At 34.7% G+C, this 24,691-nt stretch carries 25 protein-coding genes; 13 read left to right on the top strand and 12 right to left on the bottom strand.

Annotated elements, in window-relative coordinates; genetic code table 11:
• Nucleotides 1–104 precede the first annotated feature (104 nt).
• Complete coding sequence (locus SD960_RS11775; protein ID WP_318803295.1) at nucleotides 105–860, top strand: glucose 1-dehydrogenase; 756 nt, start codon at nucleotides 105–107, stop codon at nucleotides 858–860.
• Nucleotides 861–1,090: 230 nt separating this feature from the next.
• On the top strand, nucleotides 1,091–1,861 hold the full coding sequence (locus SD960_RS11780; protein ID WP_318803296.1) for an SDR family oxidoreductase: 771 nt from the start codon (nucleotides 1,091–1,093) through the stop codon (nucleotides 1,859–1,861).
• 173 nt (nucleotides 1,862–2,034) lie between these two features.
• Here the strand turns inward: SD960_RS11780 and SD960_RS11785 are convergent, their stop codons facing one another.
• The 6 genes from SD960_RS11785 to SD960_RS11810 all read right to left on the bottom strand — a co-directional run bounded on the left by SD960_RS11785 (nucleotide 2,035) and on the right by SD960_RS11810 (nucleotide 8,015).
• Nucleotides 2,035–2,877: a DUF4249 domain-containing protein gene (locus SD960_RS11785; protein ID WP_318803297.1), complete on the bottom strand. Its 843-nt coding sequence runs from the start codon at nucleotides 2,875–2,877 to the stop codon at nucleotides 2,035–2,037.
• Between the two features lie 5 nt (nucleotides 2,878–2,882).
• Nucleotides 2,883–5,501 (bottom strand): TonB-dependent receptor, encoded by a 2,619-nt coding sequence (locus SD960_RS11790; RefSeq protein ID WP_318803299.1) that lies wholly within the window; start codon nucleotides 5,499–5,501, stop codon nucleotides 2,883–2,885.
• Nucleotides 5,502–5,601: 100 nt separating this feature from the next.
• Nucleotides 5,602–6,444: a FecR family protein gene (locus SD960_RS11795; protein ID WP_318803301.1), complete on the bottom strand. Its 843-nt coding sequence runs from the start codon at nucleotides 6,442–6,444 to the stop codon at nucleotides 5,602–5,604.
• Nucleotides 6,445–6,455: 11 nt separating this feature from the next.
• The gene (locus SD960_RS11800) at nucleotides 6,456–6,665 is read right to left on the bottom strand and encodes a hypothetical protein (RefSeq protein ID WP_042567195.1); all 210 of its coding nucleotides are present in this window, start codon (nucleotides 6,663–6,665) and stop codon (nucleotides 6,456–6,458) included.
• A 48-nt stretch (nucleotides 6,666–6,713) separates the two neighbouring features.
• Nucleotides 6,714–7,235, bottom strand: a complete 522-nt coding sequence (locus tag SD960_RS11805; protein ID WP_318803304.1) for an RNA polymerase sigma factor — start codon at nucleotides 7,233–7,235, stop codon at nucleotides 6,714–6,716.
• A gap of 174 nt (nucleotides 7,236–7,409) precedes the next feature.
• Complete coding sequence (locus tag SD960_RS11810) at nucleotides 7,410–8,015, bottom strand: DNA-3-methyladenine glycosylase (protein WP_318803306.1); 606 nt, start codon at nucleotides 8,013–8,015, stop codon at nucleotides 7,410–7,412.
• A gap of 139 nt (nucleotides 8,016–8,154) precedes the next feature.
• Between SD960_RS11810 and SD960_RS11815 the strand changes: the two genes are divergently transcribed.
• From SD960_RS11815 to SD960_RS11855, 9 genes are all read left to right on the top strand, one after another.
• On the top strand, nucleotides 8,155–9,285 hold the full coding sequence (locus SD960_RS11815; RefSeq protein ID WP_318803307.1) for an NAD(P)/FAD-dependent oxidoreductase: 1,131 nt from the start codon (nucleotides 8,155–8,157) through the stop codon (nucleotides 9,283–9,285).
• Nucleotides 9,282–9,995: a methyltransferase domain-containing protein gene (locus tag SD960_RS11820; protein ID WP_318803309.1), complete on the top strand. Its 714-nt coding sequence runs from the start codon at nucleotides 9,282–9,284 to the stop codon at nucleotides 9,993–9,995. The genes SD960_RS11815 and SD960_RS11820 overlap by 4 nt, the downstream gene beginning before the upstream one ends.
• Nucleotides 9,992–11,044 carry a type III polyketide synthase gene (locus tag SD960_RS11825; RefSeq protein ID WP_318803311.1) on the top strand — a complete coding sequence of 351 codons (1,053 nt, stop codon included), beginning with the start codon at nucleotides 9,992–9,994 and terminating at the stop codon, nucleotides 11,042–11,044. Before SD960_RS11820 ends, SD960_RS11825 begins: the two co-directional genes overlap by 4 nt.
• Nucleotides 11,045–11,063: 19 nt before the next feature.
• A complete protein-coding gene (locus SD960_RS11830; RefSeq protein WP_318803313.1) occupies nucleotides 11,064–11,501 on the top strand; it encodes a 3-hydroxyacyl-ACP dehydratase FabZ family protein in 438 nt (145 codons plus the stop codon).
• Nucleotides 11,498–12,772 (top strand): beta-ketoacyl-[acyl-carrier-protein] synthase family protein, encoded by a 1,275-nt coding sequence (locus SD960_RS11835; RefSeq protein WP_318803314.1) that lies wholly within the window; start codon nucleotides 11,498–11,500, stop codon nucleotides 12,770–12,772. The genes SD960_RS11830 and SD960_RS11835 overlap by 4 nt, the downstream gene beginning before the upstream one ends.
• A 10-nt stretch (nucleotides 12,773–12,782) precedes the next feature.
• On the top strand, nucleotides 12,783–13,037 hold the full coding sequence (locus tag SD960_RS11840) for an acyl carrier protein (RefSeq protein ID WP_042566812.1): 255 nt from the start codon (nucleotides 12,783–12,785) through the stop codon (nucleotides 13,035–13,037).
• Nucleotides 13,034–13,549, top strand: a complete 516-nt coding sequence (locus SD960_RS11845) for a 4'-phosphopantetheinyl transferase superfamily protein (RefSeq protein WP_318803317.1) — start codon at nucleotides 13,034–13,036, stop codon at nucleotides 13,547–13,549. The genes SD960_RS11840 and SD960_RS11845 overlap by 4 nt, the downstream gene beginning before the upstream one ends.
• 169 nt (nucleotides 13,550–13,718) lie before the next feature.
• Entirely contained in the window at nucleotides 13,719–14,789 is a 1,071-nt protein-coding gene (locus SD960_RS11850) for a BamA/TamA family outer membrane protein (RefSeq protein WP_318803318.1), read from the top strand.
• Nucleotides 14,790–15,187: 398 nt separating this feature from the next.
• Entirely contained in the window at nucleotides 15,188–15,556 is a 369-nt protein-coding gene (locus tag SD960_RS11855) for a response regulator (RefSeq protein WP_318803319.1), read from the top strand.
• Between the two features lie 66 nt (nucleotides 15,557–15,622).
• On the opposite strand, the gene SD960_RS11860 is transcribed toward SD960_RS11855, so the two are convergent.
• Nucleotides 15,623–16,612 carry an NADP-dependent oxidoreductase gene (locus tag SD960_RS11860; RefSeq protein ID WP_318803320.1) on the bottom strand — a complete coding sequence of 330 codons (990 nt, stop codon included), beginning with the start codon at nucleotides 16,610–16,612 and terminating at the stop codon, nucleotides 15,623–15,625.
• A 92-nt stretch (nucleotides 16,613–16,704) separates the two neighbouring features.
• On the opposite strand from SD960_RS11860, the gene SD960_RS11865 reads away from it, so the two are divergent.
• Entirely contained in the window at nucleotides 16,705–17,085 is a 381-nt protein-coding gene (locus SD960_RS11865) for a helix-turn-helix domain-containing protein (RefSeq protein WP_318803321.1), read from the top strand.
• A gap of 230 nt (nucleotides 17,086–17,315) precedes the next feature.
• Nucleotides 17,316–18,713 carry a DUF1254 domain-containing protein gene (locus SD960_RS11870; RefSeq protein ID WP_318803322.1) on the top strand — a complete coding sequence of 466 codons (1,398 nt, stop codon included), beginning with the start codon at nucleotides 17,316–17,318 and terminating at the stop codon, nucleotides 18,711–18,713.
• An 83-nt stretch (nucleotides 18,714–18,796) separates the two neighbouring features.
• Here SD960_RS11870 and SD960_RS11875 read toward each other — a convergent pair whose 3' ends face one another.
• The 5 genes from SD960_RS11875 to metN all read right to left on the bottom strand — a co-directional run bounded on the left by SD960_RS11875 (nucleotide 18,797) and on the right by metN (nucleotide 24,540).
• Entirely contained in the window at nucleotides 18,797–21,067 is a 2,271-nt protein-coding gene (locus tag SD960_RS11875) for an ATP-binding protein (RefSeq protein WP_318803323.1), read from the bottom strand.
• Nucleotides 21,057–21,668 (bottom strand): biliverdin-producing heme oxygenase, encoded by a 612-nt coding sequence (locus SD960_RS11880; protein WP_318803324.1) that lies wholly within the window; start codon nucleotides 21,666–21,668, stop codon nucleotides 21,057–21,059. Before SD960_RS11880 ends, SD960_RS11875 begins: the two co-directional genes overlap by 11 nt.
• Before the next feature lie 158 nt (nucleotides 21,669–21,826).
• Nucleotides 21,827–22,645 carry a methionine ABC transporter substrate-binding lipoprotein MetQ gene (gene metQ / locus SD960_RS11885; RefSeq protein ID WP_318803325.1) on the bottom strand — a complete coding sequence of 273 codons (819 nt, stop codon included), beginning with the start codon at nucleotides 22,643–22,645 and terminating at the stop codon, nucleotides 21,827–21,829.
• Nucleotides 22,646–22,862: 217 nt separating this feature from the next.
• Entirely contained in the window at nucleotides 22,863–23,516 is a 654-nt protein-coding gene (gene metI, locus SD960_RS11890; protein ID WP_318803326.1) for a methionine ABC transporter permease MetI, read from the bottom strand.
• Nucleotides 23,509–24,540 (bottom strand): methionine ABC transporter ATP-binding protein MetN, encoded by a 1,032-nt coding sequence (metN, locus tag SD960_RS11895; RefSeq protein ID WP_073398152.1) that lies wholly within the window; start codon nucleotides 24,538–24,540, stop codon nucleotides 23,509–23,511. Before metN ends, metI begins: the two co-directional genes overlap by 8 nt.
• Nucleotides 24,541–24,691: the final 151 nt, after the last annotated feature.

Here is a 24,691-nt window from a genome sequence, read left to right on the forward strand (position 1 = left end):
GTTACTTTGTTACTTCAAGGTTACTGTTACTTTTAGTTACAAAGTTACTAAAATAAATTAATCTGCTCTAAATTTGCCTTTGTAAAATCATAAAAATATAAATAATGAATAAGTTAAAAAACAAAGTAGCAATAGTGACAGGCGCATCAAAAGGAATTGGAGCCTCAATAGCTAAATTTTTTGCTGCAGAAGGTGCCAAAGTTATAGTGAATTATGCATCAAGCAAAGAAGATGCAGAAAAAGTTGTAAAAGCAATAACAGCTAATGGAGGAACAGCTATTGCTGTAAAAGCCGATGTATCAAAAGAATCAGAAGTAGCAAGATTATTCGAAGAAACAAAAACCGCTTTTGGTACCTTGGATATTTTGGTAAATAATGCCGGTATTTATCAATATGCCCCAATCGAAGAATTCGCTGCAGACTCTTTTCATCAGCAATTCAACATCAATGTTTTGGGATCATTGCTAACAATTCAGGCTTCTCTAAAATTATTTGGCGATAAAGGCGGTAATATTATCAATATCAGTTCTGAAGCCGGTAAAACACCGCTTGCAACAGGATCTGTTTATTCGGCTACAAAAGCAGCTTTGGATGCCATTACCATTGCATTGTCTAAAGAATTCAGCGGAAGAAATATCCGTATCAACTCAATTTTACCGGGCATTGTAGAAACTGAAGGTTCGCATACTGCAGGTTTCATTGGTAGTGAAGCCGAAACAAAATTTGTTGCCAACACTCCGCTTGGGCGTACCGGACAACCGGAAGATATTGCCAAAGTTGCTGTATTTCTTGCTTCTGATGATGCTGGTTGGATTACAGGAGAAAAAATTTCTGTTTCTGGAGGAATTTACGGTGTATAAATCTTCCTCAATTATATTATTAACCCGTTGGGTGTAATTAGTTTTAACACATAGAAACATAGATTTTGCATGTTCAAAAAAGGCGTTTCACTTCTTTAAAAGGCACAAAGTTTAGCTATGTGTAAGAAACATGTTTCTTTTCACACTCTTTTTAGAGGTCTAAAATCTATGTTTCTATGTATTAAATGAAATTTTAGGGGTTATTATTAAATATTCAAGTTTAAAAGAAAATGAGCAAATTAAAAAATAAAATAACGGTTGTTACAGGCGGTAATAGCGGTATTGGATTTGGAATTGCAGAAGCATTTAAAAACGCAGGTGCCGTTGGTACAATTACCGGAAGAAATGAAAAAACGCTTGATGTTGCCGTAAATACTTTAGGCAAAGATTTTATAGCAATAAAAGGTGATGTTACGAACAGCGATGATTTGGAAAATGTATTCAAAAAAACCGCTGACAAATTTGGAAAAATTGATGCTCTGGTAGTAAATGCCGGCGGCGTTGTAGATGGTGTTGCCATGGGAACCATAAACGAAGTTACAGAAGAAAGCTACGACAGCTATATGGACCTGAATTTGAAAAGCGCCTATTTTACGGTACAAAAAGCACTTCCCTATTTAAATGATGGCGCTTCTGTTATACTTATTGGTTCAAGTGCTGCACATCGCGCTGCCCCGGGAATGGCTATTTATGCAGCGGCAAAAGCGGCCATAATATCTTTGGCCAAAGGTTTATCGCTGGATTTGCTGCCGAGAAAAATACGTGTTAATACACTTTCTCCGGGTTCTATTGATACACCTGTTTTTGGGAAATTGGTACCGCAGGAACAATTAGAGCAGGTAAAACAAATCTGGATCGATATTACGCCTGTTGGTCGACAAGGACTTCCATCTGATATTGGGAACGCTGCTGTATTTTTAGCATCAGATGATTCGGCTTTTATAGTGGGTACCGAAATCCTTTCAGACGGCGGTATGACTAATATTAGTCTGATGAAATAATATTAATCAGCGTTATTTCAATATTGATTTAGCCTGATTCTCTAAAATCAAAAACCTCCAAAGTCATTATTTTGGAGGTTTTTGTTCTTTAGAAAACGAATTAAAAAAAAACACCTGACATAAAGTATTTTATATGCCAGATGTAATTACAAATCAATTTTAACAACCTAATTTTATTGCACCAAATAATCTACTTTATCTGCTTCACAAAGCCTGAAATAACCAAAAGCATAATTATTGGCATCATTTGTATTGATAATATTACCTCTGATATTTCCTGGCGGAATAGAAAATGGGCTTCCTCCGTAGATTTCTAAGATTAAATTCATATAATTATAGAAATTCTTCGAAATGCCGCGATGCGTAATTTCAAGTGTATGTCCGGCTTTCAGTTTATCTTCATTCGAAAATCTTGTGTTTACTTCATTTCCGTTAAAAAATTCATCGTCTGTCAATTCATATTCCGGAAAAATTAAAGATTCTGATTTATAATCTGTGAGATAATAATTTTCTGCATCAGCAGGATCTTTATAATAATAAGTAACTTCGATTACATCTTCGCCTCCAAAATCTGGAACCATCGCTTGTTCTACACGATCAATTGGTGTTACCGAAGTCAGCTTTTCAACAGCCGTAAAACTTTGCCCTTCTGCCGTAACATACAAGGTGTAATCCATGCCTATTACAGGAACAAAATTAGTACATACATAAGAGCCGGCTTCTGCCTCATTAAAGGTAAAAACATCACCATTAGTATTTTCAATTCGTACCTGTGCGCCCGAAACTTTTGGTGTTGTATTATTATAATAAGGAGCCGTTTTACTAATTTTTATGGTTTGCTCGTTACCATCTGTCCCTTTTAGCCAAATAATTTCTGCATCTACCACTAATCTTGTTTCTCCGGTTTCCAGATCAAGCGTTACAACATCTTCACAAGATGCAAAAAATAGTACGAGAAACAGGCTAAATAAAGTCAGTGCTTTACTTTTAAAATTATATTGTTTAAACCTTTGCATATTCATTAAAATTTAAAATTATAAGAAATACCAGGTACTATTCCAAAAATAGACAGTCTTCTGGTTTCATTTGCTCCCGTATCTTCGTTTGTTGCAAACGTCATCGAAGCGGCATTTTTTCTATTGTAGACATTATAAATGCTAAATACCCAATAGCTTTGCCAGCCCTTCTTTTTATCCGGTTTTGGTGTATAAGTTGCCGCCAGATCTAAGTGATGAAAAAGTGGCAGTCTGTTTTCATTACGCAATGAAAAATTAGGAATATTGATTCCTCCAAACTCATAATACCCATTTGCATAAGTTACAGGCTGACCTGATTGTAAGGAGAAATTAGCATTAAAAGACCATTTCTTATTATATTCATAACTACCTACAATATTCAGATTATGCATTTTATCATATCCTGATAAATACCAATCACCATTTGCAACTCCTGGTTCGGCTGCGGTTCTGCCGGGAGTTTTTTGTTCTGCCCTTGATAATGTGTAAGAAACCCAACCTGTAAAATCACCGGTATTTTTTCTAAGTAATAATTCCAAACCATACGATCTGGCTTTACCATTCAAAATAACCTGTTCTATATTATTGTTTGCCAATATATCGGCACCATCAATATAATCAATACGATTTTGGATATTCTTATAAAACAATTCGGTTTCAAGAGAATAATCTCCATCTTTAAAATTCTTAAAATATCCAACCGCATATTGATCCAAAAGCTGTGGTTTTGTAAAGGGTCCGCTTGGTGTCCAGATGCTCATTGGCAATGGCGACTGTGTATTGGATAAAATATGAATGTATTGCGCCATTCTGTTGTAACTTGCTTTTACCGAAGTATTGTCATTAAAAGCGTAAGATAATGCTGCGCGTGGTTCCAAATTATCAAATTTACTTATGGTTGCTCCACTTTTATAGGAGATACTTCCGTTTGGAGTTCCTTCTTCATAAATATTATACAACGGATTGTAAACTACTGCCTGTCCGTTTTCATAAGTGTTAATCGTCTCACCTCCTAGACGATAAAACATACTATAACGAAGCCCGTATCTTAGATTTAATTTTTCTGTAAGCTGATGTTCAAAATCAAGATAAACAGACGATTCAAAAGCATATTTTTTATCAAACTGTTTGTAATTAAACTGCGAATCTGAGCTTGTTGGCTGTACAGTTCCAGGGTTAAAATCATAATATTGACCGTCAATTCCGTAGTTAAGTTTCAATTTTTCTGTTACAGCATGATTCCAGCCATATTTTAAACCGTAGGTTTTTATGGTGTTGTTCCATTCAAAATTTTCTGTCGAAATTTCAAGATTAAATTTATAATCACTGTAGAACACCGCTAAATTGGTATTTATCTTGTCCGAAAATTTATGTTTCCAGTTTAAGATTCCCATTGTATTTCCGTAAGTGCTGGCAAAACGATCGTTTATATCGAAAACATCGTTTCCTAAATATCCTGAAAATGCAATCGTATTATTGGCACTAAGGCGATAATTTAATTTAGCATTTATATCATAAAACATCGCCGAATTACTATTATCAGAAAGTTTCAAAAATAAATGAGCATAAGAAGCACGACCCGCAATAAGAAAAGAACCTTTTTCTTTCTGGATAGGTCCCTGCACCAATAAACGACTTGATATCAAACCTATACCACCGTTTACTTTGTAGTTTTCAAAATCTCCGATTTGCTGGCTTACATCAAGAACCGAGGAAACTCTTCCTCCAAATTTAGAAGGAATTCCACCCTTATATAACTCCAGTCCGCTGATGGCATCTGCATTAAAAACAGAGAAAAAACCAAACATATGAGAGTCCCCATAGACAGGAGCTCCGTCTAAAAGAATTAAATTCTGATCGGCAGCACCTCCCCTAACATTAAAACCTGAAGAAAGCTCTCCTGCATTTGTAACTCCCGGCAATGTCAATATTGATTTTAAAGGATCCGGCTCACCCATGGCAGCCGGAATTCTCTTTATTTCTTCCATAGTAAGCTTATTTACACTCATTTGAGTATTTCTTACATCAACTGCTTTGGTGTTGGTTATAATCACCTGCTCCAATTGCTGGCTGTCGGATTCCATTTTAAAATTAATTTTTTCATCATCAGAAACTGTAATTTGTTTTTCCTTATTTTTAAAACCTACATAGCTCACCACAACGGTGTAAGTTCCTTTATCCAATTCTATTGAAAAAATTCCGTTTTTATCGGTCGTGGCACCTGTCTGCAATTCTTTAATAAAAACATTTGCACCAATAACTGTTTCATTGTTATCGTCAAGTACCTGACCGGTTAACTTTTTTTTTATTCTGCCTGTATTTGTTTTAGAAGCTTTTTGCTTTACGAAAATATTATTGCCTACAATCGAAAACTGAATCGTAGCGTTCTTATTAAGCTCATTAATAAGTTCCTTGATTTCGATATTTTTATAGGTGTTTTTTTGATTAAAATACTTTTGACTTGTATTAACCTGATCGGTAAAGGCAAATTTAAAATCGGTTTGATTTTCAATTTGCTTAAAGAATTCTTTTAAGGTTACCGTTTTGTCAACAGTTACAGTTATGTTTTGAGAAAACATGCAACAACTGAATAAAAAAAAGCACGCTGAAATTATATGCTTCATGAATTTTTGTATTTTTGAATATTATTAAATGGAATAGTTTTATACTATCCTGACTATGAGGAGGATGTTTAGTTTCGCGGCTAGTGCATCCTTTTCTTTTCTATTGAAAAGTAATTTCTTTTAATTCGTCATTTACTTCGAAGTTTAGGTTATACATTTCTGATATTAATTGAACAATTGTTTTTAAATCCTCTTTTTTGTTTATTCTCACTGTAATTCGCTGGTTGTAATATTCCTGCGGAATCGCCACTTTATAACCGTAATTCTCCTCAATATAAGTACCTAATGCGGTTAATTTTTCGTTGTCAAAATCAATAAACCTGTCAAACTCAGCTACGGCTGCTATTTCGTTTCCGTACGTAAATTTGTCGCCCGGTTCCAGTATCCATTTTTTATCCTGACCTTTTACATTCATCTGAACGCTTCCTTCATAAAGTGCTATAATGGCTCCTTTTTGAGTATATTCTTTTACAGTAAAAGAAGTTCCCAAAACAGTAGTTGTGGTTTCATTACAAAAAACCTGAAAAGGATGTTTTTTATCTTTTTTTACTTTAAAATAAGCTTCTCCGTGAATTTCAATTTTTCTGTTGTCTGCAAAATTATTGGCATATACAATTTTAGAATTTGGGCTTAATTCTACTTTTGAACTATCCGGCAAAAAAACGGTTTTTATTTTTGAAGTCGTATTTTCAATTACATTCGAAGACGCATAAACATTTTCCTGCAACGGACTTCTGTTAAAATAAATTCCGGTCCCGATAAGCATGAAAATTATAACTGCCGCTGCTGCTGCATAACGCCAAATTTTAAAATCCTTCTTTTTTGGAGCAAAGGCTTTAGATTGAAAACTCTCCCACGAAGCCTCCTTTTCAGCATCAGAATGTAAATTGGGAGTTTCGTCCCAGATTTTTTTTAATTCTTCTTCTATTTTTTTCTCATCCATGTCTTTGAGCGTTAAAGTTTCTGACAATAAAATCCCTGCTTATTAAAAACACCATACACCATTTCTTTAATATCTCTGTTGGTTTCGATTCTTAGAATATGATTTGAATCTTCCAAATCAAAATTCATGATACAATCAGAAATAACAAATTGAAGAAGTGCTACAATAAACCTTGCCTCTTCCCTTGTTGTAACATCTGTTTTATAAGCCTCAATTTCCATTTCTTATGTTTCCGTTTTTATATATAACAAACGAGAACATAAAAGTTCCTAATGGTTTTCGATTTTTTTTCTAATAAATTTACTGGCGAGATAAATATGATTGGCTATGGTCTTTTCAGAAAGATCCGTCATCGCTGCAATCTCCTTATAGCTAAGGTTTTCCAGTTTATGTAAAGTAAATATTTTTTGTTGCTGTTCCGGAAGCTGATTAATGAAATTATATAATTTTTCGCTTCTTTCTTCAAAAATTCCTGTATCAGTATCTTCTTCTGCAATTTCAAATTGCGAAGGATCAAACTGAATTATTTTATTTTCTCTGTTAAGATGATTGATAATGATGTTTTTGCAGATTACAAACAGTTGTTTATCAAATAAAACATCTTCATTGAGTAATTCTCTTTTATTATATAATCTTAAAAAAGTTTCCTGAACAAAATCCTGCGGGGTAAGAACCGTAAAATTAAAACGTCTGGCAATGCTTATCAGTTTATCGTAGTATTTCAAGTAAGCTTCCTTGAAAGAAACCTCATTACCCTTTTTTAAACTTAATATAAACTTTTTGTTGTCCATAACGTAAATATGATAATTATTCTAAACTCAATGTTCAGAATAATATTGCCTTCTAAAGCTGATCGCTTAAGACAGCTTTAACCATTTCTTTAGTAAATGCTAAGTTGCAAAGAACAGAAATTTATTCGAAAATTTTTTAATAAAAAATATAAATCAATGTTTCTATCTATTTAATTAGATTTTATTGGGTTTGCTAACGTATTTATTTCCTTTTACAAAAAATCTCCAGGGCAAAAAAGCATCTTCCTCTGCATAGGCAACACCTACGCGCGGACCAGCCACAATAGCATCATCAGGATATTGAATACCATGATCTTCTACCCAAATTTCTTCGCCGCCTAAATCTTTTTTATTGAAAGAATTATCAATTCCCAAAGCCTTCGCCGCAGAACCCGGACCAGATGAAATAGCGCTTTTAGAAGCCGGCATTTTCCGTCTCAATTCCATAATTTCCTGACCAATTAAGGGTTCAATTGCCCGAATTAAAACCGCATGAGGTTCTCCATTTACAGAAGTTACAATATTAAAAAGATGATGAATTCCGTAACATAAATACACATACGAAACCCCGCCTTCACTGTACATGATTTCGGTTCGTTTCGTGCGTCGGCCGCCATAAGCGTGAGAAGCTTTGTCTATTTCGCCAAAATAAGCTTCCGTTTCAACGATAATTCCTGCGGTTATTTGTCCATCAACTTGCGTATAGAGCACTTTCCCAAGCAAATCCTTGGCTAAAAAAAGCACATCGGGATTGAGATAATAGGATAATGGTAATTTCAAAACTGAATAATTTAATGCTTTAATAAAAGAGTTACAGACTTCTAAATTAATTTAAAAGCGCTTCATTTCATTAGCAAATTAACCTATTTATAATAAAAAATCATTAGTCTCTCTAAGATTTTTTTGCTAAATTGGATATATGAAAACGAATCCGGATGTAGTAATTATTGGAGGCGGCCTTGCGGGCTTGACAGGAGCTTTGCATCTGTCTAAAAAAGGATTGAAAGTAACGCTTATCGAAAAATCCGATTATCCGCGTCATAAAGTTTGTGGAGAATATATTTCTAATGAAATTCTGCCTTACCTTCTATGGCTTGGTGCTGATGTTTTACAATTGAAGCCAACCAATATTTCTAAATTTGAGTTTACTACACAAAATGGTAAAATGGCAAAAACAAAACTTCCATTGGGCGGATTTGGCGTAAGTCGTTTTGCACTCGACAATTTTCTCTATCAAAAAGCATTAGAAAACGGCTGTACCCTTATCAATGAAACAGTTACTGATGTTTCTTTCAACAATAATACGTTTACTGTTACAACTCAAAATCAGGTTTTAGTATCAAAAACAGTATTGGGCGCTTTTGGAAAACGTTCTAATTTGGATCAGGTTTTATCTCGCGATTTTATTAGTAAAAAATCGCCCTGGCTAGCCGTTAAAGCGCATTTTTCGGGAGATTTCCCAGATGATGTTGTGGGCTTACACAATTTTAAAGGCGGTTATTGCGGAGTTTCAAAAGTAGAAAACAACGTTATAAACATTTGTTACCTTGCTGATTATGCCACTTTTAAAAAATATAAAAATACAGACGATTACCAGCAAAATGTACTTTATAAAAACAAACATCTTAAAAAGGTTTTTGAAAACAGTAATCCCGTTTTTGACAAACCATTAACGATAAGTCAAATCTCTTTTGATAAAAAACTGCCCGTAGAAAATCATATTTTAATGATTGGCGATACGGCGGGTCTTATTCACCCGATGTGTGGGAATGGCATGGCTATGGCAATACACAGCGCTAAAATAGCTTCAGAATTAGTGCTTGATTATCATAATGGAAAGATAACATCACGTGAATTATTAGAAAAAAAATACAGCAAAGAATGGAATAAGAATTTTGCAAAAAGACTGCTTATGGGCCGTTTTTTGGCAAAAACTTTAACCTACAAAACAATCACCAATGTGTTTGTTGCAATAGTAGCTTCAATGCCTGCACTATTATCTGCAATAATAAAACAAACGCATGGCAAACCTATAGCAGTCGAACAATGAGCATCAATACCAAATATAGAACACAGGAAGCCGAAATAATGGACGATTTTTCGCTTCAGGGCAATGAGCTGACGGCCGCACTAGATCAAATTGCGCGTATAAACCAATTGCTGGGAGGAAATAATCTCACGCTTAACGGCGTAAAGAAATTATTAAAAAAAGCCAATACTTCAAAAACCATAACGATCGCAGATATTGGCTGTGGCAATGGTGATATGCTGCGAATGTTATCCAATTACGGACAAAAAAATAATATCAATTTTAAACTTATTGGCGTAGATGCAAATGCTTTTACTATCAATTACGCCAAAAAACTATCAACTTTATACCCCAATATTGGATATAAATGTATTGATATTTTTAGTGAAGATTTTGCAGCTCTTCAGTACGATATTCTTTTGTGCACGCTTACACTTCATCATTTTTCTAATGAACAAATATTAAATATTATTACTATCTTTAATAAGAATGCTGCCGTTGGTGTTGTGATAAACGATTTGCACCGCAGTAAATTAGCTTACAGGCTTTTTGAAATAATTTGTTCTGTATTTAATTTAGAAAGAATGTCCCGCGAAGATGGTCTGGTTTCTATTTTAAGAGGATTTAAAAAAAATGAACTGGAGGAATTCTCCAAAAAACTAAGTTTAAAAAACTATACCATACGTTGGAAATGGGCTTTTCGCTACCAATGGATAATTACTAAAATATGAGTGTAAAAATAGTTACTGTTGCAAAACAACTCCCACAATATTCAAGAACAACAGCCGATATACTTCCGTATTTGGATGGATGGCTTGCTGGACAGGAAGAGCGTTTTATAAAAAAAGTTAAAAAAATATTTGAAGCCGCCGCTGTAGACAAACGTTATTCGATAATGGATCCTGTTGAAGTTTTTACGGCGACATCTTTTGAAGATAAAAATGATATTTACAGTCGCGAGGTTATTATTTTGGGCGAACAGGTTTTAGAAAAAGCACTCGAAAAAGCCGGCTGGGAACCACAATCTCTCGATTATATTATCACGGTAAGCTGTACCGGAATCATGATTCCGTCGCTGGATGCTTATCTTATCAATAAAATGAAACTGAAACAGGATATTGTACGATTGCCGGTTACAGAAATGGGCTGTGCTGCAGGTATATCCGGAATAATTTATGCTAAAAATTTCCTGAAAGCCAATCCCGGAAAACGTGCTGCAGTAATCGCGGTCGAGTCGCCTACAGCGACATTTCAGCTCGATGATTTTTCGATGCCGAATATTGTAAGTGCCGCTATTTTTGGTGATGGAGCGGCTTGCTGTCTTTTGTCCTCTTATGAAGAAGATAACGGCCCGGAAATACTGGCCGAAGAAATGTATCATTTTTATGATGCCGAACATATGATGGGTTTTAAACTGACCAACGGCGGTTTGCAAATGGTTTTGGATATTGAAGTTCCGGACACAATTGCTTCTCATTTTGACGATATCATTCATCCATTTCTGAAAAAAAACAATTTAGAAATTAAAGATCTGAATCATATGATATTTCATCCCGGAGGCAAAAAAATAGTAACAACCGTAGAGGCACTTTTTTCGGGATTAGGCAAAAATATTGACGATACAAAAGAAGTCCTTAAACAATACGGGAACATGTCCAGCGCAACCGTGTTGTATGTTTTAGAGCGTATTCTGGATAATAAACCGCAAGCGGGAGAAAAAGGATTGATGCTTAGTTTTGGTCCCGGATTTTCGGCGCAGCGTGTTTTATTGCAATGGTAATTATTTAGGAAAAACAATTATGGAACTTAACAATATTATAGCACAACTGCCCTACAGCGAACCGTTTTTATTTGTAGATGAATTGCTTCATGTTGATGAAAATGGCGCAACGGGAACATTTACTTTTAGAGAAGATTTAGATTTTTACAAAGGTCATTTTAAAGATAATCCTGTAACTCCGGGCGTTATTTTAACCGAAACTATGGCGCAGATTGGTATGGTTTGCCTTGGAATTTATTTATTAAAGGATGACTTGAAAAAAGATACTGTAGTTGCTTTTACATCAGCAGATATGCAGTTTTTAAAACCTGTTTATCCTAATGAAAAAGTAACTGTAACTTCTCAAAAAACATTCTTTAGGTTTGGTAAACTTAAATGTGATGTTGTGATGAAAAACGAAGCCGGACTCGAAGTCTGCAAAGGCATTGTGGCCGGAATGATTACTACAAAATTATGAGTAAACGAGTTGTAATAACAGGCCTGGGTGTAGCGGCTCCAAACGGGGTTGGAATTCCTGCATTTACTAATGCGCTAAAAAATGGTATTTCGGGCATAAAACACGATACTCAATTGCAGGAGCTGCTGTTTTCCTGCCAAATAGCGGGTAAACCGGAAATCACTGATGAACTGAAATCACAGTATTTTACTGAGCTTGAACTACGCGGATTTAATAGTACAGGGATTTTATACGGCGTTATTGCAGGCATAGAAGCCTGGAAAAATGCCGGATTACCTATAGAAAACAACAATGAACCCGATTGGGATAACGGAACTATTTTTGGCTCGGGAACTTCGGGAATTGATAAATTTCGCGAAAGCATTTATAAAATAGACGAACTGCAAACCCGAAGATTAGGAAGTACTGTTGTGGCTCAAACGATGAATAGCGGTGTTAGTGCTTATCTTGGCGGTAAACTCGGACTTGGAAATCAGGTTACTACAAATTCATCGGCCTGCTCAACGGGTACTGAAGCAATTATAATGGCGTATGATCGTATTCGATCCGGACAGGCAAAACGCATATTAGCAGGCAGTACGGGCGATAGTGGCCCTTATATTTGGGGCGGATTTGATGCTTTAAGAGTATGCAGTTCCAAATTTAATGATAATCCCGAAGAAGGTTCCCGCCCAATGAGTGCCACAGCAGCAGGTTTTGTTCCCGGCAGCGGAGCCGGAGCATTGGTTATAGAAGATCTGGAAAGTGCCTTACAACGTGGCGCCACTATTTATGCCGAAATATTAGGCGGCAATGTAAACTCTGGCGGACAAAGAGGCAACGGGAGCATGACCGCACCAAACAGTGACGCCGTACAGCGATGCATTACAAGTGCAATTACGAATTCCGGAATTTCGGCAAATGATATTGATGCCATAAACGGACATCTTACAGCCACAACAAAAGATAGTCTGGAAATCGAAAACTGGACAAAAGCATTAAACCGAAACGGAAATAACTTTCCGTATGTAAACTCGCTGAAAAGCATGACGGGACATTGCCTGAGCGCCGCCGGAAGTATCGAAAGTGTGGCAACAGTTTTACAGCTTTACGAAGGTTTTTTGTTTGGAAATACCAATTGCGAAGATTTACATCCCGAAATTACAGCGCTTATTGATGCATCAAAAATACCTTTGAAAACGATAAATACAGAGCTTACTATAATTGCTAAGGCCAGTTTTGGTTTTGGAGATGTAAATGCCTGTGTACTATTTAAGAAATTTGAAAATTAATCTACCAATCATGAATAAAGAAGAACTTATTGCAAAACTAAAAGAAATTATAAAGCCATACACCACAAATACAGAGGCTTATGATAACCTTACAGAGAAAACTGATTTTATTAATGATCTCAATATTAATTCGGCCAACCTTGTGGATATTGTACTAGACATTGAAGAAGCCTTTGATGTAGTAATCGACAATACAGATATGGAACGCATGCTTGATGTAAAAACGGCCGTAGAAATCATAGAAACTAAACTTGCCGCAAAATGATTGGTAATGATGTGATAGACATATTACAATCACGTCATGAAAGCAACTGGCAACGCAAAGGCTTTATTCAAAAGCTTTTTACAATTGATGAGCAGTTACTTATAATCCATAATCCAGAACCTGAAATTATGGTTTGGATGTTATGGAGCATGAAAGAAGCTGCTTATAAAGTGTATAACAGGCAGACAAAAATTAGAGAATACATTCCCAAAAAACTGGTTTGCAAGATACTATCACAACAGAAGAATGCTGTTTTTGGTCAGGTTATTTGTTGTGAAAATACCTATTTTACAAAAACAACTTTATCTCAGGACATCATTCATAGTATTGCAACGCACCATTTACATGATTTGAACAATGTCACCGAAATTGAAAGAAAAGAAATTTATAAAGACAATAACGGTATTCCGTACTTGCTAAATAGTGCTTTAAATACATTTCAGGATGTTTCGATTAGTCATCATGGTCGTTTTGAAAAAGTTGTAACGATTAACACTCCGCCAAATTTATAAAACGACTTAAAGTTTTTTAATCCATTTTGAAAGTTATTTAATGCGTTGCATATTATAAAATGAAACGCATTATATCAATTTCTACTATTGAAAAAAGGAAAATGGCTTTAATTTAGATGAAATTAAAAATCAATTTGCGATTTAGCTATTAACTTTCTAAATATCTCAAATGCAAAGAATTTCATTTACACTACTACTTTTCCTGTTTTGTTTATTGGCAATTGCACAAACCAAACCAATAGATACTGCGGCAACTCCTGCTCCCGTCAAAAACATTGATTTTAATGTAATGCCGTACATCAACTATAACAGAACGCTTGATTTTATGCTTGGAGCAATCCCGATGATGATGTACAAAATAGATAAAACAGATACTATTTCTCCCAAATCACTCTCAGGATTGTCTGCAGTTTATACCACCAATAAATCCTATTTTATATGCTTGTTCAATAAATTGTATTTTAAAGAAGACAAATGGCGTGCGCAATTATTTTTTATGACAGGCGATCATAATTCACAATTTTATATGGATGATCTCGAAGCACCCGATTTTTATGATTACGGAACCAAAACAACAATCGTAAACACGAGTCTTCAGCGTAAAATAATAAAATCATTATACCTCGGAATCGGCTATTCATACGCGCATTATAACACCAAATATGAAGATGACGTACAACCGGCTTCTATTACTCATACCAATGGTTTACAATTGATTACTTTATACGATACCCGCAATGCCGTTTATTATCCTACCAAAGGCGATAAAATAAGATTGCGGTGGATTACTTATCCTCAATGGTTTGGAAATGATGTGAATGCCAATAAAATATTATCTGAATACAATAAATATTTTCCAATGCGAAGTGGAACTGATGTACTTGCCGCGCGTTTTTCGGGAAAATTCGGATTAGGAAATATTGCTTTTGAACAACAAGTTACTATTGGCGGTGAGGACATTAGAGGATATTCGGAAGGAAAATATCGTGGCGACGGACTTATAGCTTTACAAAGTGAATATCGCTACAATTTTAATAAAAAAATGGGACTCGTAGGTTTTGCAGGGGTTGCTACAATTTATGGCTCTGATACGGAAGATTTCGATTGGAATTTATATCCCGGCGCCGGTGTAGGTTACAGATACAGAGCTTTTAAAACAGAGAAATTTAATGTCGGACTTGATGCAGCAATAGGAAAAGGAGATTGGGGAATTTATTTCCGTATTGGCGAGGCTTTTTAAATAATTTGCATTTCTTTTTTTCAATTATTCCAAATTGCAAACATGAGAATTATATAACAAAATAAAAAAATTATATAAAACCGTCTTAGACTGTCGGATTATTTTTATAAACTATCCATTATTAGAAAAACAATTCTATAGATAATAATATATGAATTGATTAAAAGTTCAAAATCAGATTATTCTAATAAATACGTAAAATGATAAAAAATTATTTAAAAGATTTAATGGCAAGAAGACGATACTCCATGAACTACGTGGATATTGCTAACAATGATATTTAAACACAGAAAGCTTGTTATATACAAGTTTTTTTTATCCCTATACTTTTAAGAAACGGTCGTAATCTTATATTATTAATTACTTAAGAATAGAAAAGCCAACCAAACATTTTATAAATGAAATATAAAACTATTTTGCAAATCGATGATGATTTTGATGATTGCGAATTTTTTCAACAAGCTTTGGAATCTGTATCCAATGCCGTATATATGGCTTTACATAATCCTGTAGAAGCTTTGCAAAAATTAATAAGCAGAGAAATCAAACCTGACATAATTTTTTTGGATATTAACATGCCCTTAATGACGGGCATCGAGCTTTTGGCTGAAATTAAAAAAACGGAATCAATAAAAAACATACCCGTTATTTTATTTTCGACCGGACCAGCACCCATTACTTATCCCAAAGTACTTGGAGCAGAAGATTATTGGACTAAACCTAACAATTTTAACGAACTTAAAAATCTTTTAAAGGATATAGTCTGAAACCAATAATGTTACAACCAAGAAAATGACGCCCAACAGCGTCATTTTTTATTATCTGAATTTTGTTTAATTTATCTTCATTATTAATTTCTTACCTTCAGTTTTATTCTCCCGAAGCATTTGATGTGCTTTTTTAATAGTCGCAACTTCTAATGCACCAATTATATTAATTACGGGAGGTTTAATTAATTCCTTTTCTAATAAATCTGCCAGCTGCTCCAGCCCATTTTTATAATAATCATATCGCCTTTCAAGACCGTATGCATAATTTGAAATATTTAGTATTGTGGCTCCTTTTCCAAAAAGTATTTCGCGGGAATTTTGGGTCGAGAGTGCGGTAACATCCACATAAGTTCCGTTAGTTTTTAAAAGTTTTGCAACGATATCCGAGATTGCATTTCCAACTAAATCAATTACAAATTCAAATTTTTTAGCTGCATTTAATACAAGTGCTGTTTCCTCTATTGGATCAATTTTGTAATTTATAATTTGACTTGGGTTTACGCCCATTTCTAGTAATGAAGCAATACTTTGATCGTTTCCTGCTGTTACAATAAAATTATGATAACCGTTTGCAATCAACAATTTAACCAACAAATTACCTACTCCGCCGGCTGCTCCGGCAATCAAAATTGAATCTGTTTTTGATGCCTGCATTCTATTAAAACATTGCAGCGCCGTAAGTCCGGAGGAAGGAATTCCGGCAGCTTCTTCAAAAGAAATATTTTTTGGCAAATGCACTGCAATTTCTTCAGGAATACAGATAAATTCGGCATAAGTTCCATTAGATCCCATACTTCCTGATCCGCAAAAAACCGCATCTCCTATTTTAAAACCAGTAACTTTTTTTCCAATTGCTGTTACAATTCCGGAGAATTCCCGGCCAAGAATTGGCGAATGCAAATACTTTTTTTCAGAGCCGTCTTCTGTCATCTGATAATCTATCGGATTAAAACCAGAAGCGATAATTTTTACCTGAATTTGATTTTCCAGTGGTATCGGAGTAGCTGCTTCTTCCAAAATAAATGCAGCATTTTTATATACTATTGCTTTCATATTTATTGTTTTATTATACAAAAATACAGCGCTAATACCTTATTTTTGTTATGGGTTAACACAAGGTAACCGGTTACCAAAGAGAAACTAGTATGGCAAAAATCAATGATAACGGAATAGTTCGGGAAGAAAATTGCTCAGAAGAATTAATGGCAATGCGCGATAGTCTTGATGTTTTGGGCGGCAAATGGAAACTGATGATTTTACGTTTCCTGACAAACAGAACGGATAAGGTTATTCATTTTAAAAAAATGCAGCGTGAAATTGACGGTATTTCTGCTAAAATGCTAAGCAAGGAACTCAAAGAACTGGAAACTAATTTACTCGTTAGCAGAACGATACAGGAAACCAAACCCATTACGGTTGCTTACGCCATTACAGAATATGGAAAATCTGTTTTACCCGTAACGGAAACACTTGTAAACTGGGGGCTTAGCCATCGTGAAAAAATTATAGATTCTATAAATAAATAAGATATTGATTTTAAATATAAAAATCCATTTCGTTTGAAGTGGATTTTTTTTATGTCTTTTCTGAAATGGATCACTAGTAAAAAAATACAGACTAAGCTGGTTTTTGGTTGCATGTTATAATTTGAAACCTGTCTTCTTAAGAATAAAGAGTAGGAAAAATAATAAACTCATAATTTTATTCAACATAAAAAAAATCCTCTTAATACCTATAAATCAAAACCTTATTAAATATGAAAATTTGTAAAATACCCGTTTTAGTACCTTTCTTTTTTATCATATTGAATTTTGGTACACCAATTTTAGCTCAGGAAAAAAAACTTTCATCTGATCAAATTAAAGAAGAACGAGCTTATGCCACCGGAATACAGGCTTTATTATGGGGGCGTCCACTCGTAGAATACGCCACAACAATTTATAATGGTGTAAAAGCCGGGGCAGGATATATGAATTACTGGCATAAATTTGATAAACTTAAGACAGCTGCAGACCGTTATGTCGTTACGCCAAATAATGTAACAATCGACGGTTATGGAAATGCCGATCTTTCTATAGAACCTGTTGTAATAAACATTCCGGCTACGCAGGAAGATCGCTGGTATATTGTTCAAATTGGAAATATGTTTGATGAAGTTGTCTATAATATTGGGGGTTATAAAGGAAAAGAAACCGGACTTTTCATCATAACCGGTCCAGATTATAATGGAAAAATTCCCTTTGGCATGAAGGAAATAAAAGTAAATACAAAATTAGCCATCGTTGCCATGCGAATATTTGTAAAAGGAGAAACTGATCTTAACAATGCCCGCGAGCTTCAAAAAGGTTTTCATATGATGCCTTTATCTGTATTTCAGATACATGGTTTAAAATACGAAATGCCAAAAACTTTTTCTTTTACGCAATTTACTCCTTCAGCTCCCCAAAATATTCAAAGTTTTGAACATCTTGGTTTTGCAATGAAATTATTTCTTTCTGCCAATGAAGATTATTCTGATTCTATGATCAGTTCCTTCAAACAAATTGGTTTAAGCGTTTCGAAAGGTTTTGAATGGCAAACTCTTGATGAACCTACTAAAAAAGGACTCGCCAAATCAGTTGCTGCAGCAGAACAAATTATTGATGATGCTTACCAAAATTCTGCTGTAACGATTAACGGCTGGCGATACAGTATGGCCGGTGGACGTGGTGGTTATGATTTTGCACTTAGATCTGCATTTGCAAAATATTTATTAGGAGCCAATGTTTCTGAACAGCTTTTTTATCCAAATACTAAAGTAGATAAAGAAAACCAGCCTTTATCAGGAAAAAATAAATATGTGCTTCATTTTGAAAAAGCTGAAATTCCGCCCGTATCGGTGTTTTGGAATATGGCCATGTATGATGAAAAAGAGCTTTTTATCGAAAATGATTTTAAGCGATACACCATAGGCAGTACTACAGATGGTTTAAAACAAAATACTGACGGCTCCATTGATCTTTATATTCAGAAAGATAATCCGGGAAAAGACAAAGAATCGAATTGGTTACCGGCTCCGGCAGGCAGTTTTAATCTTACCATGAGAATGTATGGTGCATCAACAGCTGTATTGGATGGTACTTATAGCTTACCGGCGGTAAAAAAGGTTAATTAATTATTTGAGAATTACTTTTACAAAATCAAAAAAATAAAGCTCCAAAAAACGGAGCTTTATTTTTTACTAGTATTTAGCTTAATTTACACCAACGAATTTAAATGATCGCAAGGAAAATAAATCGTGATGGCTGTGCCTTCATTTGGTTTAGATTCAGCGCGAATTGTTCCTCCGCATGTTTGCATTATTTTTTTGCTCAATGCCAAACCAACTCCCGAGCCACTGTATTTTTCTTGTGGATGTAATCGTGTAAATATTTTAAAAATAGAAGCTGCATATTCTTGTTCAAAACCAATTCCATTGTCTGTAAAAGTAACCCAATGACAATAAATATGATTCGAAAAATGATAAGGTTCAGGTTTTTGTGAAGCTGTTACTTTAATTACAGGTAATCTGTCTGAAGATGCGTATTTTAATGAATTTTGCAGGATATTAGAAAACAGCTGTTTCATCAAAAAATGAATTCCATAAATTTCAGGCAGCTCTTCATATTCAATTACACCACCACTTTCAGCAAATACTTCCTTCATTTCATCAAGAGTAACCTCCATGATATGGTTTAAATCAATTTTCTGAAGCGCGTCTTTGGTATATTTTACACGGGTATATTTTAGAATATCCTGTAACAAAACCTGCATTCTGTTTGCGGAATTTGATACACGCTGTAAAGAATCATAAACAGATTGAGGCGGAACTTTGTCAATTTCGAGAAGTAACTTAGAAATAATAAGCTGAATTTTTCGCAAAGGTTCCTGTAAATCGTGCGTACTAATCCAGTTGATATTTTCAAGTTCTGAGTTTGTTTCTTTTAAAACTTCGCTCTGACTTCTATATTTCTCCTCTTCCTCACTCAGCATCAATAAAATAATCTGATTGTGAAGTACGTGCGCGTAACTTGCTGCTGCATTTATTTCGGGATGAAGCCAGCTACTGCTTTGGTTTTTAACAATTTGTTTCCAGATATTGAACGAATTTCTGGGATGAAGCCCATTCTTGTCTTTTATAATGGCTTTTTCCGGATCACCTCCCCAATTTATTTCAGATATAGTTTCGGATCTGTACCATACAATACTATTGTCATTTCCTAAAGAATGGTAAATAATTCCGGCAACATCGGGATTATCATTAAATTCCGGAAAATAATCTGTTAGTTTGTTGGTAGTGAATATTCCTTCTTTAGCAAAATAATTAATTTTTATATTGATTCGCTCAATCTGATCATCAGATGGCGTAACACCGTGTTTATATATTTTGTCTCCAACGCAAATAGAAACACCGGTTGCATTACAAAGATTTAATAACTCAGGATCGGCACAAATAGTTGCAAATGATAGTGGGTCCAAAGGCAGATCTAAACCTGTAAGATGTTCGAGTGCCAAAGATGTTTTGCGCGCAATTTGATATTCATCTGTAGATTGTCGCAAATCGATTTGAGAACTAATAAATTGTCCCTGAAGTTTTGCTGCAAGCCTTATTTCGGGAGAAATATTTTTTGCCGAATAATGATGGCATGCAATTAATCCCCATAATCTGTCATGATGAATAAGAGAAATCGTTAGTGTAGCGCCCACTCCCATGTTTTTAAGATATTCGACATGAATTGGCGATGTGCTTCTTAAAATGGAAAGACTCAAATCGAGGTTTTTATTTTCCGTATCATCAATTGTAAAAATCGGAACCGGTTTGTAATTCATATCAGCTATCAATCGCAGCTGATTTTTCATATACAATTCTCTCGCCTGCGCAGGAATATCTGTGTGCGGATAATGTAATCCTAAAAATGACTCTAAATCTTGCCTGCAATTTTCAGCATAAACTTCGCCATTATAATCGGCATCAAAACGGTAGATCATAACACGATCGTAGCCGGTTATTTCTCGTGTTCCTTTTGCTACAAGTGCACATAAGTCCTTCAAACTATTTGTGCTGTTCATGTCGGTTATAAACTGAACCATTTGAGTATATAGTTCAGCAGTTTTCTCTTTGCCTCCAAAATGCGGTTCGGCTTCAAGAACGTAAATATCATGACTTTTGTGAATGCTCAATTGAAATGGTTTTCCCAAAAACTCAATTTCAAGCGGAAAAATCAGTTGTTTTTTGTCACTATTGATATAGTTAACAATTTCTTCTTTTGCCTGAATTCCGAAAGTGGCACAAAAATCTTTGCCGATTATATCTTTATAAACCAAATTAACAAAGGCTGAAATATTTTCGGTACAATAATCTATTTTCCAATCTGTAGTAACGCCAATTAAAAAACCATGTTGCTGAATACTTCCCGGAATATGTATGGGTTCATGCTCGCAGTTTGTTAACGTAACAATATCTTTATTTACGATATCTCTAATTTTCATTTCTCTCTTTCTTCACAAAATGGTCATAAATACAATCAAAAGCATAAATTGCTCCTTTAATTATTTCATCTTCACAATTATTTTTTTCCTGATATTCGGTTAATGCATTCAAGAACGATTTCCAATGACTTCCCGTTTTGTTGCCATATCCTGTAAAATACGAAACTCCTTTACCTTCATCAAGTCCTTTTATTGTTTCTATATTTTTCAATATAAACCGACCTCCTAAAGAAGAACCTTCAACCACATATAAAATGCCCAATGTAAAGGGTATTGTTATATTTTCAGTATTAAAAACAGGACTTGCCACGGGTTTGTTATAATTTAAAAAAGCAAGATCTTCTTCTATTAAATGCTTCTTTTTTCTTTCTGTTAAATCATGAATATTGCCTGAAAGCAACGGAAAAATATTTTCTTCTACATCATAATGAACGTCGTACATCAATTTTAAATAATAGGCGTAATCTTCTGTTTTCATTTCCGGTGAAAGAATAGAAGAAGAAACCGGTAAATGCTCCAGTCTTTTATGTGCAATGGCTGTTTGTGTTTTAAGCGTATTTAAAAAATCTAAGGACAATGAAGAATTTAAATCTGAGGTCATTTTTTTGTTTCTATTATTTTTTTTTGACTTGTACAAATATACTATTTTGAAACATTTTTTATTCCATAATTTGATTGTCAAATATAGCATTTATAAAAAGAAAAAGCGCTAAACCAAAAGATTAGCGCTTCCTTATTTAGAAATTTGATGAAATTATATTACCACCCTTTTACAGCTCCGCCCTTAAATTCGCGAACAGCTGCTTTTTCAACTTCAACAGATTGAAAAGCTTTTAAAAATTGCTTTACTTTTTCCTCGTTTTTATTGTCTTCTCTGCTTACAACAAGATTTACATAAGGCGAATCTTTGTCTTCAACAAACAAAGCATCATTTGCCGGAACTAAACCTGCCTGAGATGCAAAAGTATTGTTGATAATGGCAATCGTTACATTTTCGTCATCTAAAGCTCTTGGCAATTGTGGTGCTTCTAATTCTAATATTTTCAGGTTTTTAGGATTTTCTGTAATGTCTGTTACTTTTGGAAGCAAACCAACACCATCGCGAAGTTTCAACAAACCGTTTTTCTGCAAAAGCAATAAAGAACGTCCGCCATTTGTTGGATCATTCGGAATAATGATGGTGCTTTCGTTTTTAAGCTCAGAAAGGTTTTTTATTTTTTTAGAATAAGCTGCAATCGGGTAAATAAATGTTTTTCCGATTATCGCCAGTTTGTAACCTCTTTGTTTTGATTGTTCATCTAAATAAGGTTTATGCTGAAAAGCATTGGCATCGATATCGCCCTGGCTTAAAGCTTCGTTTGGAATAACGTAATCGTTAAAAGAAACCAATTCTACTTCAAGTCCGTATTTTTCTTTGGCTACTTTTTTGGCTTCTTCAGCAACTTTATATTCTGGTCCGGTTGCAACACCAACTTTTATAAAATGCGGATCGTTATTTTTTGATTTACCGCAATTAACCAATGAAAGTGATAAGGTTAAAATGGCGATTGTTTTAAAAAAATTATTTTTAGTAATCATGTTTTTTATTTTTATAATTAATATTTATGTATTGTAGAATTTGCCACAAAGTCGCAAAGACACTAAGTTTTTTACGCAGATTTAGGAGAAATCTCCGCGAGAAGCTCGACAAAGATTGTCTTCTATTGCGGAGTTACTTGCGGAGATTTCTCCTTCGTCGAAATGACAAGATTGAACAAAAAAACTTTGCGCCTTTGAGCCTTTGTGGCAACTTTATCTATCTATGATCAAAGCGTTTTGATAGCGTATCGCCCACAAACTGAATCAGGAATACCAAAAGTACCAGCAATGCCAATACCGAATTCATCGTTACGGCATCATAACCAATATATCCGTATTGATAACCAACCTGCCCTAAACCGCCTGCTCCAACTGCTCCACCCATTGCAGAATATCCAACAAGTGTAATTAAGGTAATGGATGCTGCATTTATTAACGATGGCAATGCTTCGGGAAGCAATACTTTGTACACAATTTGAAAAGGCGTTGCGCCCAATGCTCTTGCTGCTTCTATTAATCCTGATGGTAAGCCCAGTAAACTATTTTCTACAAGACGGGCAATAAATGGCGCTGCGCCAATACTTAACGGAACTAGTGCCGCACTTACGCCAATGGAAGTTCCTACAAGTGCTCTTGTAAACGGAATCATCCAGACGATTAATATAATGAATGGAATAGAACGGAAAATATTAACCAAAACAGACAAACTTCTGTTTAAAACGGGCTGATCCAGAATTTGATTTTTTCGGGTAAGGAAAAGTAAAATCCCGGTTGGAAGTCCTAACGCAAAACCAAAAAAGCCTGACACAAAAGTCATAACGATGGTTTCCCAGGTTCCTTTTACTAATAATTCAATAATTGCTTCAGACATAACCTATGATTTCTGTTTTAATATGTTTTGAAATAAAATAATCGATTGCCGCTTTGTAATTTTCGCGTTTACCGGATAATTCGATCAGCATCACGCCAAAATTAACTTCGCCGGCCTGATCCATTTGTGCAGAAATGATTTTGAAATCAGTATCAAATAATCTTGAAACTTCTGAAATAACAGGTTCGTTTACCGATTTTCCGGTCATTTCAAGTCGCAACAATGGATTTAAAGTTCCATTGTCTTCTTTTTGAAGTTTGTCCTGATAAACAGACGGAACGTCAAGATGTAAAGAAGAAGCGATAAACTCTTTTGTTAATTCATGTTTCGGATCAGCAAAAATTTCACCTACACTTCCCTGCTCTATCAATTCTCCATGACTAATTACGGCAACCTCATCGCAAATCGATTTTACCACTTCCATTTGGTGTGTAATGAGTAAAACGGTAATGTTTAAACGACGGTTAATGTCTTTTAACAATTCTAAAATTGATCTTGTCGTTGCAGGATCCAGTGCACTTGTCGCTTCGTCGCACAAAAGTACTTTTGGGTTATTTGCCAAAGTTCTGGCAATGGCCACTCTTTGTTTTTGTCCTCCGGAAAGACTTGCCGGATAGTCGTTTGCTTTTTCTCTTAAACCTACCAATTGCAATAATTCAAGAACGCGGGTTTCAATAGCTGCTTTTGAAGTTCCGACTAATTCTAACGGAAAAGCAACATTTTCGAAAACGGTTCTTGATGAAAGTAAATTGAAGTGCTGAAAAATCATTCCGATTTGTCTTCTTTCAATTGCCAATTGAGAATTGGATAATTGCATCAGCGATTTTCCGTCGACGATAATTTCTCCCGAAGTTGGTCTTTCCAGTAAATTTACACATCGAATCAATGTGCTTTTTCCTGCTCCCGAAGTACCTATTACACCAAATATTTTTCCTGGCGGAACTTTAAGTGAAACATCAGCCAAAGCAGTAACAATTCTGTTTTTCTGATGAAACGTTTTGGTAACATTTTTTAATTCAATCATTATTTTAATTCAAATTAATTTTGCATCGTAAGTGTCTTTTTACCGCAAAGAACACTAAGAGTTTATTTTATATATTATCTTTCGAAAAAAAGTTCGCAAAGCTTAATCAATACAAAGCTTTGCGAACTTTGTCATTTACAAAACTTAGCAT

This window comes from Flavobacterium sp. MMLR14_040, assembly GCF_033657265.1.
Classification (GTDB): domain Bacteria; phylum Bacteroidota; class Bacteroidia; order Flavobacteriales; family Flavobacteriaceae; genus Flavobacterium.

Coding starts and splice junctions, on each gene's coding strand:
- SD960_RS11775 (WP_318803295.1), top strand. CDS start 105: ATGAATAAGTTAAAAAACAAAGTAGCAATAGTGACAGGCGCATCAAAA.
- SD960_RS11780 (WP_318803296.1), top strand. CDS start 1,091: ATGAGCAAATTAAAAAATAAAATAACGGTTGTTACAGGCGGTAATAGC.
- SD960_RS11785 (WP_318803297.1), bottom strand. CDS start 2,877: ATGCAAAGGTTTAAACAATATAATTTTAAAAGTAAAGCACTGACTTTA.
- SD960_RS11790 (WP_318803299.1), bottom strand. CDS start 5,501: ATGAAGCATATAATTTCAGCGTGCTTTTTTTTATTCAGTTGTTGCATG.
- SD960_RS11795 (WP_318803301.1), bottom strand. CDS start 6,444: ATGGATGAGAAAAAAATAGAAGAAGAATTAAAAAAAATCTGGGACGAA.
- SD960_RS11800 (WP_042567195.1), bottom strand. CDS start 6,665: ATGGAAATTGAGGCTTATAAAACAGATGTTACAACAAGGGAAGAGGCA.
- SD960_RS11805 (WP_318803304.1), bottom strand. CDS start 7,235: ATGGACAACAAAAAGTTTATATTAAGTTTAAAAAAGGGTAATGAGGTT.
- SD960_RS11815 (WP_318803307.1), top strand. CDS start 8,155: ATGAAAACGAATCCGGATGTAGTAATTATTGGAGGCGGCCTTGCGGGC.
- SD960_RS11820 (WP_318803309.1), top strand. CDS start 9,282: ATGAGCATCAATACCAAATATAGAACACAGGAAGCCGAAATAATGGAC.
- SD960_RS11825 (WP_318803311.1), top strand. CDS start 9,992: ATGAGTGTAAAAATAGTTACTGTTGCAAAACAACTCCCACAATATTCA.
- SD960_RS11830 (WP_318803313.1), top strand. CDS start 11,064: ATGGAACTTAACAATATTATAGCACAACTGCCCTACAGCGAACCGTTT.
- SD960_RS11835 (WP_318803314.1), top strand. CDS start 11,498: ATGAGTAAACGAGTTGTAATAACAGGCCTGGGTGTAGCGGCTCCAAAC.
- SD960_RS11840 (WP_042566812.1), top strand. CDS start 12,783: ATGAATAAAGAAGAACTTATTGCAAAACTAAAAGAAATTATAAAGCCA.
- SD960_RS11845 (WP_318803317.1), top strand. CDS start 13,034: ATGATTGGTAATGATGTGATAGACATATTACAATCACGTCATGAAAGC.
- SD960_RS11850 (WP_318803318.1), top strand. CDS start 13,719: ATGCAAAGAATTTCATTTACACTACTACTTTTCCTGTTTTGTTTATTG.
- SD960_RS11855 (WP_318803319.1), top strand. CDS start 15,188: ATGAAATATAAAACTATTTTGCAAATCGATGATGATTTTGATGATTGC.
- SD960_RS11860 (WP_318803320.1), bottom strand. CDS start 16,612: ATGAAAGCAATAGTATATAAAAATGCTGCATTTATTTTGGAAGAAGCA.
- SD960_RS11865 (WP_318803321.1), top strand. CDS start 16,705: ATGGCAAAAATCAATGATAACGGAATAGTTCGGGAAGAAAATTGCTCA.
- SD960_RS11870 (WP_318803322.1), top strand. CDS start 17,316: ATGAAAATTTGTAAAATACCCGTTTTAGTACCTTTCTTTTTTATCATA.
- SD960_RS11875 (WP_318803323.1), bottom strand. CDS start 21,067: ATGAAAATTAGAGATATCGTAAATAAAGATATTGTTACGTTAACAAAC.
- SD960_RS11880 (WP_318803324.1), bottom strand. CDS start 21,668: ATGACCTCAGATTTAAATTCTTCATTGTCCTTAGATTTTTTAAATACG.
- metQ (WP_318803325.1), bottom strand. CDS start 22,645: ATGATTACTAAAAATAATTTTTTTAAAACAATCGCCATTTTAACCTTA.
- metI (WP_318803326.1), bottom strand. CDS start 23,516: ATGTCTGAAGCAATTATTGAATTATTAGTAAAAGGAACCTGGGAAACC.
- metN (WP_073398152.1), bottom strand. CDS start 24,540: ATGATTGAATTAAAAAATGTTACCAAAACGTTTCATCAGAAAAACAGA.